Annotated in this window: 12 protein-coding genes; 5 read left to right on the forward strand and 7 right to left on the reverse strand. The window is 61.0% G+C overall.

All coding sequences use genetic code 11. The features are described 5' to 3' along the window. Positions 1-15: 15 nt before the first annotated feature. The 4 genes from AC0L3C_RS03600 to AC0L3C_RS03615 form a co-directional block, all read right to left on the reverse strand. Positions 16-906 (reverse strand): AAC(3) family N-acetyltransferase, encoded by an 891-nt coding sequence (locus AC0L3C_RS03600; RefSeq protein ID WP_473407175.1) that lies wholly within the window; start codon positions 904-906, stop codon positions 16-18. A 67-nt stretch (positions 907-973) separates the two neighbouring features. Then, complete coding sequence (locus tag AC0L3C_RS03605) at positions 974-2416, reverse strand: MaoC/PaaZ C-terminal domain-containing protein (RefSeq protein ID WP_473407176.1); 1443 nt, start codon at positions 2414-2416, stop codon at positions 974-976. Positions 2417-2471: 55 nt separating this feature from the next. Then, positions 2472-3584, reverse strand: a complete 1113-nt coding sequence (locus tag AC0L3C_RS03610; protein WP_473407177.1) for an acyltransferase family protein — start codon at positions 3582-3584, stop codon at positions 2472-2474. Between the two features lie 93 nt (positions 3585-3677). Then, entirely contained in the window at positions 3678-5033 is a 1356-nt protein-coding gene (locus tag AC0L3C_RS03615; protein WP_473407178.1) for a hypothetical protein, read from the reverse strand. A 621-nt stretch (positions 5034-5654) separates the two neighbouring features. Here AC0L3C_RS03615 and AC0L3C_RS03620 point away from each other — a divergent pair. Further along, positions 5655-6785 (forward strand): polysaccharide biosynthesis protein, encoded by a 1131-nt coding sequence (locus tag AC0L3C_RS03620; protein WP_473407179.1) that lies wholly within the window; start codon positions 5655-5657, stop codon positions 6783-6785. Between the two features lie 10 nt (positions 6786-6795). On the opposite strand, the gene rfbA is transcribed toward AC0L3C_RS03620, so the two are convergent. Continuing rightward, positions 6796-7674, reverse strand: coding sequence for a glucose-1-phosphate thymidylyltransferase RfbA (gene rfbA, locus AC0L3C_RS03625; RefSeq protein ID WP_473407180.1), 879 nt, complete (start codon positions 7672-7674; stop codon positions 6796-6798). A 308-nt stretch (positions 7675-7982) separates the two neighbouring features. On the opposite strand from rfbA, the gene AC0L3C_RS03630 reads away from it, so the two are divergent. The 4 genes from AC0L3C_RS03630 to AC0L3C_RS03645 are packed head-to-tail and all read left to right on the forward strand — an operon-like array spanning position 7983 to position 11821. Next, positions 7983-9014, forward strand: a complete 1032-nt coding sequence (locus AC0L3C_RS03630) for a hypothetical protein (RefSeq protein WP_473407181.1) — start codon at positions 7983-7985, stop codon at positions 9012-9014. Between the two features lie 28 nt (positions 9015-9042). Further along, positions 9043-10023: a Gfo/Idh/MocA family protein gene (locus AC0L3C_RS03635; RefSeq protein ID WP_473407182.1), complete on the forward strand. Its 981-nt coding sequence runs from the start codon at positions 9043-9045 to the stop codon at positions 10021-10023. After that, the gene (locus tag AC0L3C_RS03640) at positions 9954-11123 is read left to right on the forward strand and encodes a DegT/DnrJ/EryC1/StrS family aminotransferase (protein ID WP_473407183.1); all 1170 of its coding nucleotides are present in this window, start codon (positions 9954-9956) and stop codon (positions 11121-11123) included. The genes AC0L3C_RS03635 and AC0L3C_RS03640 overlap by 70 nt, the downstream gene beginning before the upstream one ends. Next, complete coding sequence (locus AC0L3C_RS03645) at positions 11123-11821, forward strand: NDP-hexose 2,3-dehydratase family protein (protein ID WP_473407184.1); 699 nt, start codon at positions 11123-11125, stop codon at positions 11819-11821. Before AC0L3C_RS03640 ends, AC0L3C_RS03645 begins: the two co-directional genes overlap by 1 nt. Positions 11822-11850: 29 nt before the next feature. Here the strand turns inward: AC0L3C_RS03645 and AC0L3C_RS03650 are convergent, their stop codons facing one another. Together AC0L3C_RS03650 and AC0L3C_RS03655 are read right to left on the reverse strand one after the other, a co-directional pair. After that, positions 11851-12552 (reverse strand): class I SAM-dependent methyltransferase, encoded by a 702-nt coding sequence (locus AC0L3C_RS03650; RefSeq protein ID WP_473407185.1) that lies wholly within the window; start codon positions 12550-12552, stop codon positions 11851-11853. An 89-nt stretch (positions 12553-12641) separates the two neighbouring features. Beyond that, positions 12642-13835, reverse strand: a complete 1194-nt coding sequence (locus tag AC0L3C_RS03655) for a CgeB family protein (protein ID WP_473407186.1) — start codon at positions 13833-13835, stop codon at positions 12642-12644. Position 13836 lies beyond the last annotated feature (1 nt).

Below are 13836 nucleotides of genomic sequence, written 5' to 3' on the forward strand. Positions count from 1 at the left end.
CAGCTCGCAGGTCCCTTAAGTGACAAAAAGTTCCGGCCTCGGAACGGGCTGGATATACATCGTAATGCCCTTGCGACCAAGGGCGACCGCACGCTCGATAAAGGGCTTAGCATCCGCTGCAAGTATCCTCAAATTCGATATTTTCGCTTCGATCAAGATATCCGGGCCAAAATGGCGGCGCAGCCGTTGCGGCCGGATATCGCCGATCCGCCGCATGAATTCGTGCTCGCCGGTCTCGCCATTGGCTCTTTTCCAGCGGTATTTGATCGTGCCGTCGAAAACACTGTGGAAAAACGGGACTTGGTCGTACAGCAGGCATTCCGCGGTGTGCAGGTGGGTCAGGAAGTTGAATCCGGCGCCGATCCCGAGAATGCGCGCATCCATCTCTCCCAGCCGGCAGAAGGGGCTATCCGTTCCCCAGGGCATCAAGGTGTGATGGTGATCCCGCACTAGATAATCGGCGTTGGGCCCGATCGCGCACACCGATGAAGACAGGTGTATGCTTCGCCGTATGTCAGGTGTGCGGCGAAAGACCTCGCAAAGCAGGCCGGTGTAGACCGGCGCCCTGTCGACGAGAAAGACCTTGTCGGGGGTGTGGTCGATCGGAAACGCCGGCATGGCAAGCGTTCCGTCCGGGCCGAGCAGGTCGCGCAACAGGTCGATCATTTCGCTGGGGCGCAGGGGAACGTTGTGGAATTCGTTCCATGATGAATGAACCCAGAGCGTTCTCCCGGGCGTTACCCCGAGATCGATCAATCGTTGCCGCAGTTCGGCGATCGAAACCGGACGGCGGTAGAGTTTTTTCGAGAACCACAATTTCTGCTCGCGCAGGAAACCGCGCACATCGCTCCGCCCAACGACTTTCTGGGCAAGGCGTTTGACGGAGCTGCGGACGGCGCGAGACATGCTGGAGGCACAATATGTTTTGGGGCGAGGATTCCGTTGTCGGCGGGACGCTGCAGGCCGAAAAGCCTCATCCGCGCCGGGCCGGCCCGGGCCGCGCCATTTCTTGAATCTCATATACAATAGGAAGCATCACGTCCAACGCGTTGTCGGCGCTGGCAACCCCGACGGTCGCGGTCTGATCGGTCAGGATGCGTGGCAGACGGCGCGAGATGACGTGAATGTTCGTCATGAATTCGTTCAGGTACTTTGCCAGGATTTCACCGGCCATCTTCGCCATCGCATATTCCGCCGTGGTGCTGCCCCCCTCGTCGATTGCCACTGTCGACGGATAGAATATGGCCAGCTCTCCCGGGCCGTCGTGAGCGAGCGCGGTACATAGGTCGAAAAAGCCGTCGGCATAGAAACTCAGGAACGCGCGCAGTTTGTCCGGCTCGTACAAGGCGGACTTGCGCTGGAATATCTTCGCCGTCGCGAAGTAGTAGCCGCAATCGAACGCGCCGAGTTGACGCAGTTGCTCGCTCGCCGGCTGAAGCGCGTCGTAACGCTGGATTTCGCATTGGCCCCCGGCGCCGCGAATTTCGGCAGCGACCCGCTCGGCTTCGAGCCGGCTGTCCCGGTAGGTGATGACGGGACACCCGCCGCCGGCGGCGACGATCTTCGCCGCCACTTCGCCAAGGCCGCGCGAGCCGCCGATGATGAGCGACCTCTGTCCGGCGAACGGGCTTCCGGCAATGTGCGACGATATTTCGGCCATGCCGGGCTGGGACGGCGGAGCCGGCCGCGCAAAGGCGTCCAGCCGGCCGGCAATGCCGGAGCCCTGGACATCGATCTGCAGCGAACGAAATCGCGCATCGATTTTTCTCACCGCGTAGGCGAGGGCGCCCTTCTGCTCGATATCCGCAACGCAACTCACATCCAGCCCGGCAAACAGCGAATGCAGCCCCGGGCACGCCATGCCGACGATTTGCGACGTCGCAAGCAAACCCCTGACAGCCGCCACGCCGATCGAGTCCGAGAGCGCGGGGAAGTGCGAGCGGACGTCGCCGTCGCCGGTCGCAACGGCGCCGGCCCGATCGGCGAGCTCATCAAAACTGGCGTCGGCAGGCTGCGACATCTGCACAGGCGCCGACTGAACCGACGGCAGGGCGCGCGGGGACTTCCCGGGTTCCGATGACAGCCGGATCAGCGCGACCACCGCGTTGGCGGCCAGCACCTCAAATTCGATCTGCCTGTCGCTCTGGTCGCGAATTCGGACGGATGCGGTTTCGTCGAGATACAGCGGCTGCAGGAATCTGGCGCGGATGTTGGCGATCCGGAGCGGAAAGCGATCCAGCACAGCATCCGCCGCCCAGGCGAGATTGTGAATTCCGTGCACCACCGGCGCACCCATTTGGGTTCGCCGGGCGAAGGTCTCGTCCAGATGCATCGGATTCCAGTCCGACGAGAGCCGGGCGAATGCGGTCTGATCGTCCAGGCTGAAGCTGCGGCTGGCGAGCGGTTTGTCGGCCATCAACTCTTCCTGCCGGTCCGGGGTGATGTCTGCATTGCGTCCCAACAACCTGCGGCTAGGCAAGCGCCGAGCGCGCCGAGCCTTTGATAGCAGCGAATTTGAATTTCCTGTGGGCGAAGTCGATCATCGGCTTCTCCAGGATCCGATAGCTTAGCTCACAGACCGCCATCGAGATCAAGAATGCCAGTCCCGTCAACCCAATTCCCCTCCAGCTACCGAGGTCCTGGGCCGACCGGAACGCGATGAAAACGAGACTAAGAACGGGGATGTGTACAAGATACAGCGAATAGGAAATCCGCGCGAAGAATTCCGCCATGCGCGTCCTCAGCGGATTCAGTATCCGGATTCCCTGATATTGAAGCACGACAAACACCAGCGATCCGTAGGCGACGGCGAGATAGCTATAGCCCCAAAGCGCCATCGGTCTGGATGTATCGGGGTTCCTGAAAACCGACGCAAACACCGGAAAAAAACCGGCGGACAACAGCAGGATCGCCGCGACGAGCCGCTCTATCGGCACATTGCGCAGACCCGACCATCGATACCACGCGACCATCGCCCCGGCGGCCAGCGCATCGGCACGGAACGGCAACAGGAATTGATAGCCCCATTCGTCGCCGGCCAGAAAATCGATGGCGCGCGCGGCGGGAGAAGCGACCAGGACGGCCGCCAGTATCCACGGAAGCCACCCGGCCGGCGAGAATCGCAGAACGACCGGCCACAACAGATAGAACTGCTCCTCGATCGCCAGCGACCAGGTCACGACGAGCCACTCCGAGCCCCACGTCTTGCCAATGGTCATCCAGATGTTCTGCAGCCCGAGGAAATACACCCACGCCGGGATGGCCCCGTCGAACAGCGCGGGCAGAAAACCTGACAATCTTCCGACCACGAAGACGGCGATCATCAAATAATAGACCGGCAAAATGCGAAACGTTCTTCTCCCATAGAAAGCCGAGTAGAAACTTGAGGAGCTTCTGTTCGCAAGCAGGATGCTGCTGATCAGATATCCCGACAGGACAAAAAACAGATCAACGCCGGAGGTGCCGAAATGGGTTGCCTTCCAGAGCAGCGATTCCGGTCCGCTCGGTCGACCGAGATAATGCCACACGACAACCAGCAGAATTGCCACCGCGCGCAGCCCGTCCAGCTCTTTTATTCTCGTCATCTTCTCAGACTATTGAATGCCTCCGAAGTCCGCAACGCTCCGTCGAATTCGGGCCTCGCTTTGAAGGAGGGGCAGCACGCACAATCCGGCAAATTACCTGGTCTGGTGGAGGTCTCCAAAGGCACGCCGCACGCCATCGGTGACGGACGGAGTAATCGTTGCCGGGTCGAAATGGCCGGACAGACCAAACAACGGCTGGAATCCCTCCACCTCGTAACCGCCTTCCGGAATCTGTGCCGCGGTGGGAAGATACCCGAACAGCGCGCCCAGGTAACCTGCATAAAGCCTGATCCGGCCCGGCGGGGGCGGCACGGCTTCGTCCAGGATGCGCTCCCATTCCACGCAGGCTTCCGCTGACAGCGCCACGATTTCGAATTCCTCGCCAATTCGAACGATCTGGACTGCCAATGGCTTGTCGGGAGCAGCGCCCGCAAAGAACCCGCCGAGCGGAATTCGGGCTGATCCGGTTTGCAGGCCGGCGGGTGACAGCCGCTTGGCCGGCTTGCCCTGGACGATGTCGCCCACTCCGGCGGCCAGGCTTTGGCTCCAGCCCATCCAGTCCTTCACCGAGGGGGATCCAAACATCGGACCCGATGCGATGGTGCGGATCATCCGGCGAAGCCGCCCGCGTAGGCCGGCCCGCTGCGAGGCCGGCATGTTCGGCCGGACATCGCCGCAGAAACCCTGCGCAAACACGCATGGAATTTCGCCGAAGCGCTCTCGTAGTGCGCGGCGCACCACGCCCGGATAATCGGCGCTGATGACATTGTCCGGGACCACCGCCGTCGGATGACAGGTGTAATGCCAGAGCACGCCGAGCACTTGTCCGTCATCGGCCTTGCGGAGCAGTACGACCGTTGCGCACTCGTCCCTGGGACCTGACGGGTTCGGCGCAAAGCTCATGCTCGTCAGCCTGAACCCATAGGTGCGTCCAAAGGTCGGAAACGGCCAATAGCGGCGGCGGTTGATGGAATGGTCCAGCCGCCCCTGGAATATCTCCAGGCTGATCTCGGCAGGTTGCCGGCCCTCGATCTGGCGCACCAGATCTTCCGCGGCCTCAGTCGCCTCCTCGACGAATTCCAGTTCCGGTATTCCGAGACGCGCGCAAGCCTGATCGGTCGCCGGAGCGCCATGGGTGTGCGACGCCAGCAGCATCAGTTCATTGGGCTCAAACCCCATCCGCTGAAGCCTGGTGAGGAGCAGGTTCTGCAGCTCCGATCCCACGATCATGAGATCGAAACTAAAGATCAGGCAGCGCTGCCCGGAACATTCCAGCAGAACGGCCGAAATCTCGATCGGATCGAGGATGGTCGTGACCGGGGCCTTGCGCGAGGCATAGCCCGCCAGCCGGACCGGCCGGCCTCGCGGCGTCACGTCGCACGAGGCGGCACGCGCAAGCAGTTTCGTCGAACGCTGCCCTTGTTCGCTGGAATATGCCTTGGCTGCCAATCCCTCGCACCCGTAAATTCGTGGCGCCGAACCTCTTGTCTGGTTAGCCGCGGCACAATAAACGATCTATACCGAGTATCGACCAAGAGGACATAGATCAAGTGCGATCGGGTCGGACGCGACTTTCAAAAGGGCGTCTCATTCGCCAGGAAAACATATCGAGCCGCTGCTCGGAGCGCCGCGCCGGCAGGGTCGCTGGTCTCCGGCAAGCAGCCACTGTGAGGAAACGTGACGCTTCTTGCTTCGAGCCGCGCGCGTCGCATTTTCGGCGGATGGTCGGCCAATATCGTCCAGCTGCTTCTCGCGCTGACGCAGCAAATCGTCCTGATTCCGCTGTTTCTGAAATTCTGGACCGGCGACACCTTGTCAGCTTGGCTGACGATTTTTGCCGCAGGCAGTCTCGTTCTTGCTGTCGATGCCGGGCTGCATGCTTGGGCGCTGAACCGCTTTCTTTCATTCAAGTCGCGCAGCGACTGTGATCGCCGGACGGCTCGCTATTACGGCGCCGTATTCCAGCTTTTCGTCTGGTTCACCGCGCTGTTCGCCGTTCTGCTGCTGTCGACATTCGCAACGATTGCGCCCTCGAAACTGCTAGGATTTTCGACCGAGCCGGGTTTCGACTTGGCCTTTGCCATCATGACGCTGGGTGTGGTGGTCACGCTGCCCTTGAACCTGGCGAGCTCGCTCTACAGGGCCCGCGGACTTTATGGACGGCTCGTGACCGTGCAGTCATGGGGGATGGCGATCGGACAGCTTGGCCAGATCGTCGGCGTGATCGCGACCGGCAGTTTGCTGGTTGTCGTCGTGGCCTACGTGGCCGGGCAGTTGGCGACGATGCTGTTCATCCTGTTCGTCGATGTGCGGCGGCAGTTTCCTTTCATCCGGAATGTTCGTCAGCGGATTTCCTGGCGCTGGACGGTCGGACAATTCGCCGGCGCTTTTCCCTTCGCCGTCATGAATTTCGCCGAGGCCGGGCTCAGCTATATTTCCGTTCTGCTGATCGGCGGCTTTGTTTCGGATCGCATCGCCATCGCCCAGTGGGGGCTGACGCGCACGATCGCGACCATGCTGAGGGGACTTTGCGTTCAGATGACGTTGCCGCTCGCGGCCGAACTCGGACACGATCACGCGGTCGGTGCAAACGATGCCCTGCAACGCCTCTATGCCAGGGGATCGATCGGGCTGGCGCTGTTTGCAAGCGCGACCACGTCCGGTGCGCTGGTCTTTTGGCCGGATTTCTTCACGATCTGGACCCATGGCGCGATTCCCTACGATGCGCCTCTGGCCATTACGCTGCTGCTGGGCATGTGCATCGGGGCGCCGGCCATTCTGGCGCTGAGCTACGCCAACTACAGTAACCGCGGTCCTCTTCTGCTCTGGACCAAGTCGCTGCAACTCGTGCTTTTCCTGGTACTGTCGGTCGTGCTGATCCCTCGGCTCGGTCCCTTGGGAGCGGCGATTGCGCTGGTGGCGAGCGACATCACTGCGCAGTCCGGCGTGCTGTTCGTCATTATCGTGCGCGAAACCCTCAAGCATCCGGTACGGCATGTATTGCTGTTGTTCGCGACGATGACCGGCATTGTTTCGGCCGGCGTGGCCATGGGCGCGGCGATCAGATACCTGTCACCGGGATCGGGAATCCCGCATTTCCTGATGGAATGCATGCTCTGGCTGGCCGCTGCCGCGCTGCTTGTCAGCCCGTTGCTGAGCAAGGGTCTTCGGAACCGGCTGATTGCGGCGATGCCGCGTTAGCGTGCGACAGTCAGGACAGCAAATTCGCCTGGCGAATGAGATATTGGCCGTAAGCGGTGCCTTTCATGGGCTCGGCGAGCCGCAAAAGCTGTTCGACATCAATCAGGCCCTGAGCGAACGCGACTTCCTCTGGGCAGGCAATCTTCAGGCCCTGCCGCTTCTCGACGATGTGGATGAATTGCGAGGCCTCGAGCAGCGATTCATGCGTTCCGGCATCGAGCCAGGCGTATCCGCGTCCGAACCGCTCAACATGCAATTCGCCGCGTTCGAGGTACCATTGGTTGACGTCGGTGATCTCGAGTTCGCCGCGCGCCGACGGCTTCAGCTCGCGGGCGACATCGACCACGCGCTCATCATAGAAATACAGCCCGGTGACGGCGTAGTTCGACTTGGGTACCTTCGGCTTTTCGACGATCCTCAGGGGACGGTGATCCGGATCGAATTCGATGACCCCGTAGCGTTCGGGGTCGTCGACCCAGCAGGCAAATACCGTGGCGCCGCGTTGCTGGTACGCCGAGTCACGCAACAAAGCCCGCAAATTGTCGCCATAAAAAATGTTGTCGCCGAGGATCAGCGCTGCTGGACCGCCTGCGAGAAAATCCCGCCCGATCAGAAAAGCCTCGGCAATGCCGCGCGGCTGATCCTGGGTCGCGTATGAAAGCTCGATCCCCCATTGCCGTCCGTCGCCGAGCAGGCGTTGAAATTGCGCGATCTCTTCCGGGGTTGTGATAATCAGGAACTCCTGAATGCCGGCGAGCATCAGGGTTGTCAGCGAATAGTAGATCAGCGGTTTGTCGTAGATCGGCAGCAGCTGCTTCGACGTTGCCAGGGTCAGTGGATAGAGGCGGGTGCCGCGGCCTCCCGCCAGAATGATTCCCTTGCGATTCATGTGCGCTGCTCTTGGCTGTGGCTGTCGAGGCGGTTTCGTTAACACGCGCCGTTCGACATCTCAAAACGCTTTCGGCTTGAATGGCGTCCGGTCCTTCCGATACAGACATGGTTTGGGGCTACCCCTCTTGTAGCCGGAATGGTTCTCGATGGCATTGGTGTTTATCCAATATAATCAATAGTTTAACAGGCGCGTTGGATCGGTTGCGACTCCGGGGCGGCTGCTATAGAAATGAACCGTTGCGACGCTTTGGCAACCATACCTCCGCGTTCGCCCGATGCATTCCCCGATCTGAGTGACAAGGCATCATGGCAAAACGCGTCTACTGCACCTATTTCGATCACAACTACCTGTCGCGTGGACTTGCGCTGTTTCATTCACTCCAGCAGCACGCGCCCGGTGCGCGACTGTGGGTGCTGTGTCTGAGCGAGACCTGTTACCGTGCCCTGACTGCGCTCGACCTGCCGAATCTTGTAGCGCTGCGGCTGGCGGATTTCGAAGCTGCCGATCCCGAGGTCGCCGCGACCCGGCCCAATCGAAGTCTGATCGAATATTACTTTACCTGCTCGCCAGCCTGGAAGCTCCACGTGCTCGAGAACGAGCCGGATGCAGAGTGGGTAACCTATCTCGACAGCGATCTGTTCTTCTTCGCCTCGCCCGAACCGATTTATGCGGAAATGAAGGACGCGTCGTTCGGCATTATCCCGCACCACTTCACCAAGCGCACAGCCTACAGACAGCGCTTCGGAACCTACAACGTCGGCTGGGTCAGTGTCCGTCGCTGCCAGGAAGGGATCGCTGCGCTGCGTTGGTGGCGCGAGCGCTGCATCGAATGGTGCTACGATTACGTAGACGTGGACGGCGACCGCTTCGCCGACCAACGCTATCTCGATCGGCTGCCCGGATTGTTCCCACATGTCCACGTCATCCAGCATCTCGGTGCCAATCTGGCGCCGTGGAACTTCGCCGATCTTCGCGTGGAGTGGCGCGACGGCTCAGTGTTTATCGAGGGCCGCTATCCGCTGCTGTTCTTTCATTTTCACGGAGTCAAACGCGAGGGGCGCTATTATTTCAACAGCCACCGCGTGTTTCATGCGCCATTTCCCGAATTGATGCGTCAGCGGATCTATCAGCCCTATGTCATCGCGCTCGACGCCGCCGAATCCGAAGCCAGGCCCTATCTTGAGGATGACCAGATCAAGATCGTTCGAAAGCTGGCGATCGGCAGCCAGGTGGACCATGTATTCAACGTGCTGCGCCGGATACGATCGCTGGCTTTTCGCCGTCTCGACATCGTAACTGGTCGCGCCATCGCCTCGCCGAGCAGTTCGGCCCGGTAAAATTCAATCCCTGTTTGCGAGAGCTGGAATGCGGTTATTGATCCTCGGCTATTCCTCGATCGCGGAACGGCGCGTGATTCCCGCCGCAGCCGTGGTCACGGCCATCGACCAGGTTTCGATTGCCAGCAAGAGCCGGCCCCAGCCGAATGGCTGGCCGAAGGCCGCACGTTTTTTCAGCGACTATGAAGCGGCGCTGCGCGAAGACGATGCCGACATCGTCTATCTTTCGCTGCCGAACGCGATGCATGAGCGCTGGGTCACGAGGGCGCTTACCGCCGGCAAGCACGTCATCGTCGACAAGCCGGCCATGATCACGCTTGAGGCAGCCGAACGCGCGGTGCAGGAAGCAAGACGCAACAACCGCCTCCTCGCAGAGGCCACGGTCTTCGGCTATCATCCGCAGTTCGAGACCCTCGCGGATTTCGTTGCCGAGAACGGGCCGCTCAACTGCGTCGATGCGCAGTTCATCATTCCACCGCTGCCGATCGCCAATTTTCGCAATCACAGCGAACATGGTGGTGGCTGCCTATTGGACATGGGACCTTATGCCGCCGGGCTGATGCGGATCCTCGGCGGCGGTTCGCCGTCCCGTATCGCGGCGCTGGCCGGCGGACGGCATCCCGAAACCGGCGTGGACATGGGCTTCTCGGTGCAGGCCCGGCTGGCCAATGGCGGGATATTTTCCGGTCATTTCAGTTTCGAGGGCGAATATCAGAATCGCCTGCTCATTGTGGCGCGTTCGGGGTCCGTGATAATAGAACGCGTCTTCAGTCCACCCGCCGATCATCGAACGGTATGGCGCCGGCGCGTCCGCAACGTCGAAAGCGTCGTGACGTTAGAAGTTGCCGATACATTCGCCCGCTTTCTGGAATCGGTCGCGGGCGCGGTTGCGAACGGCGATCACGAGGGGTTCTATCGCCGCCTGTTGAGTGACGCCGAGTGCCGGGCGCAGATCGCCCAGGCGCTCGCAAAAGAAGGAGCCGGCGCCCCGGCGCCCATGAGGGAATAATGCCAATCAATGTTTGGGACTATCTTCGGGAATACGAAGAACTGCGCGACGAGATTCTCGCGACGGTGGATCGGGTGTTCCGTTCGGGCCGGCTGATTCTTGGTCAGGAAGGCGTCAAATTCGAGCGCGAGATGGCCGCCTATCTCGGCGTCACCGACGGCGTGGGCGTCAACAGCGGTACCGACGCCATTTACATTGGGCTGGCGGCGTTGGGCGTGAAAGCCGGCGACGAAGTCATCACGGTGCCCAATACGGCGGTGCCAACGGTCTCGGCGATCCGCACGCTTGGCGCCAGACCGGTGTTCGTCGACGTACGCGAAGACGATTTCCTGATGGATGTGGATCAGGTCGAGGCGGCGATCACGCCGCAGACCAAAGCAATCATCCCCGTCCATCTCTATGGCCAGTGCGTCGATCTCGATCCGCTGATGGCGATAGCGCAGCGACACGGTCTTAAGGTGATGGAGGATTGCGCGCAGTCGCAGGGTTCTCTCTACAAGAATCACCAATCGGGCAGCGTCGGTCACGCCTCGTCTTTCTCGTTCTATCCGACCAAGGTGCTGGGGGCCTATGGTGACGGCGGCATGGTAATGAGCAACGACGAAGCAGTAACCCATCTGGCGCGCAGTCTTCGTTTCTACGGCATGGAAACCCAGTATTATTCCGAACGGCACGGCTACAATTCGCGCCTCGACGAGGTGCAGGCCGCGATATTGTCATTGAAGCTGCCGCTGATCGGGGACTGGATCGAGCGCCGGCGCGCGATCGCTACGCGTTATGATCGAGGTCTCGCCGGGAGCGGGCTCGTATTGCCGCGCGAGAACGCACATAGCCGCCACACTTATTATCTTTATGTGGTGGAGCACGCCACTGACCGCGATGGCGTGCTGGAGCGGCTGGCCAAGCGCGACATCAACTGCAATGTGTCCTATCGCTGGCCGATCCATATCATGCGCGGCAGTGCCGAGCTGGGTTATCGAGAAGGGCAATTCCCAGTGGCGGAACGGAAGGCGAAGCGGATATTTTCCCTGCCGATGTATCCGCATCTCAAGGATGAGGAAGTGGACACCGTGATCGATGCACTGAGGGAAGTGATCTGATGGCCGAGCGCGCGCACCTCGACTGGTTCCGTCAGAGGCTGGCAGCCTCCCGGGCGATCGAGCCGAAGGATCCTGCCCCGGTACTGGCGTGGCGCGAGCAGCAGCGCAATTCGATCACGTTCAAGGCGGATCTGATCGGCCTCGACGACGTCCGAGACTGGTCGCGGGACCAAAAGGGCAATCTGCGGCACAAGAGCGGTCAGTTCTTCGGTGTCGAAGGCGTGCGGATCGAAAGCGGCGATCTGCGCGAGGTGGCCTCATGGGACCAGCCGATCTACACGCAGCCGGAGGGCGGGATTCTTGGCCTGATCACGCGCGAGCACGCGGAAAATGGAGTCGAATTCCTTCTGCAGGCGAAGGCGGAGCCGGGCAATATCGGCGTGCTTCAGCTCTGTCCAACTATTCAAAGCACGTGGTCGAACATTCGTCGCGCACATGCCGGCAAGCGTCCGCCGATGGTGGAAGTCCTCACTGCCAAAAAAGGCGTGCGCATCGTGTACCGGGCCGAACACAATGAAGAGGGCGGCCGTTTCTGGCGCAAATCGAACGAAAACATCATCGCCTTTCTTGACGAAGAAAGCGTGATCGAGACCGACATGACGATGTTTTACTGGACCAGCCTGACTCAGATCAAGGAACTGGCCCTCATGGACAACGTTGTCAGTCCATTCGTGAAGACGATCCTTCTGCCGCTATAGCCGGTCAATCGTACGCTCGGTCCCGCTGCTCAGGAATTTCCGCGCTTCGAGAACAGGTAAGTCTCTGTCGTCGAATGATGGCCCGTAATCTCTGACACGTCATAGGGAATGCAGGCCCATTCACGTTGGAGGTGCAGTCCCGATTCATCGCACAGCGACATCAATTCCTGCTTGTCAAAGACCATCTCCACTACGGGCGCGCCGTAGGCGTATTTCGTCAGGAAGGTTGTGTGGTAGTCGTCGAACACCGGAACGGTGTGCAAGACGCAGTAACGCGTCGCGACGCGGGCGGCCTCCTGGATCGCCTGCCGATAATCGACGATATGCATGAGCGATACGCCGTTGAACACGATGTCGAAAGCGCCGTCGGCGTAAGGCAGTCTGGTTGCGTCCGCAACTTCAAACGTCGCCGAAGGATAATGCGCGTGGGCGCGGGCGATCATGGCGTCGGAGTAATCGATCCCCGTGTACTGCACGCCGCCCGGCAGCAGCGTGGCCAGCACTTCCGAATAGTAGCCGCTGCCGCAGCCGACTTCGACAAGGCTGGGGTGGACCATACCGGTAGCCGCTATGGCCTCCGCCGCGACCCTGAAGTCGAGCCGCGGCTCGCCGGCTTTCATCGCCGCGATCAATCCCCGATAGGCGCGCTCCTGCCGCATCACCGTACGTGCGGCAAGCCATCCGGTCGACGAAGTGGTCATGCTGCGCGCTTCGTCGATGCCGCCGAGCACGCGATAATCGCTTGAGGGCAAAATGTGCCGGCGCAGGGGCGTTGCCTTGATGACACGCTTGCCGATTTGCCGGACGACACGGGGCAGCTTCATCGCGAAGTTCCAGCTCCCTCGGCGAAACCGAGAATTTCAGCGGCACGATGGTGATAGGTGTGCTGCGCCATGGTCCTCGCCTGGCCGGCGCGCGCGATCTCCGCGCGGCCGTCGTCGTCTCGGAGATAATGCTGGATGTGCTTTACACATTCCTCGATCGAGCGCCAGGTTGCAACCTCCCGATCCGGGGCGAACAGCGTGTGCAGATTGTCCTTGAAGTCAGTCAGCAGAAACGTGCCGACGCCGGTTGCCTCGAACAGCCGCATGTTTCCAGCTTCCCGGCCGGCAAGATCGATATGCGAGTTGAGCGTGATGCGGGACCGACGCAGCACCTGATACATGTCGGCCCCCCAGACTTCGCCCTGGAAGCAGCGGTGCAGTGGCGAGGAGGCGGGCAGGGCCTGCGGACGGATTCCCCACAGCTTGAGATCGTAGCGCTCGGCGACCGCTTCCAGGAGCGCGATGCGCTGACGATGGTCAAGCGAAATCGAGCCGACGAACGAGACATCGGTATCCACCACCGGCGCCGCGGGCAGCGCGTCGAGAATGGCCGGCTCGAACGCCAGATGATTCACTTTCGCGGAGACGCCGAGAGCGTGAAACAGCCTTATCGTTGCAGGCAATTGCGAGATCATCAGGTCGTAGACGTTCCAATCCTCGCCCCGCGACGGCTCGATCCCGACTTGTCCGATGAGGATCGGGTTGCCGACGGCTTTGACGCGTCGCATGAAGCTTGTGTCGACGTGAAAGACGTCCTGATTGAGCACCAGGTCAGGCCGAAAATCCTCAATCTGGGCCAGCAGGATCTGCTCGGTCCGCGCATCGAGCCGAGGGCTCAATCCGACCTTGCGGACCAGCGGCCTCAGCATCGGCTTGAACGGCGTCACGGCGCGCTGCAACCAGCCGGGCAGTGCGCGGGGCTCCGCGTGACTTGCGGCTTCCGGCAGCTCGACCGCTATGCCGTGTTCGCGCGCCCACGCTGACTGCAGCCAGGGATTGTTGACGTGGATTTCCGCCGCCTCGTGGCCCAACGCGGCAAAATTCCTCGAATAGAAATCCGCAACCCCGAACAGGCTCGCGTTGCGCGCGGCCATTTGCGTCGCATAGGAGGCCTTCTCGAGCCCGGGCGAGCGGCGATACAGCCAAGCCAGGAAGCGCGGATAATCCGCGTTGAGCACGAGGATGCGCATG

The organism is Bradyrhizobium sp. WSM4872, assembly GCF_055811715.1.

Bases quoted from the DNA above. Each gene is read 5' to 3' on its own strand.
- AC0L3C_RS03630 (WP_473407181.1), top strand. From the start codon at position 7,983: ATGGCAAAACGCGTCTACTGCACCTATTTCGATCACAACTACCTGTCG.
- AC0L3C_RS03655 (WP_473407186.1), bottom strand. From the start codon at position 13,835: ATGCGCATCCTCGTGCTCAACGCGGATTATCCGCGCTTCCTGGCTTGG.
- AC0L3C_RS03610 (WP_473407177.1), bottom strand. From the start codon at position 3,584: ATGACGAGAATAAAAGAGCTGGACGGGCTGCGCGCGGTGGCAATTCTG.
- rfbA (WP_473407180.1), bottom strand. From the start codon at position 7,674: ATGAATCGCAAGGGAATCATTCTGGCGGGAGGCCGCGGCACCCGCCTC.
- AC0L3C_RS03605 (WP_473407176.1), bottom strand. From the start codon at position 2,416: ATGGCCGACAAACCGCTCGCCAGCCGCAGCTTCAGCCTGGACGATCAG.
- AC0L3C_RS03635 (WP_473407182.1), top strand. From the start codon at position 9,043: ATGCGGTTATTGATCCTCGGCTATTCCTCGATCGCGGAACGGCGCGTG.
- AC0L3C_RS03600 (WP_473407175.1), bottom strand. From the start codon at position 906: ATGTCTCGCGCCGTCCGCAGCTCCGTCAAACGCCTTGCCCAGAAAGTC.
- AC0L3C_RS03645 (WP_473407184.1), top strand. From the start codon at position 11,123: ATGGCCGAGCGCGCGCACCTCGACTGGTTCCGTCAGAGGCTGGCAGCC.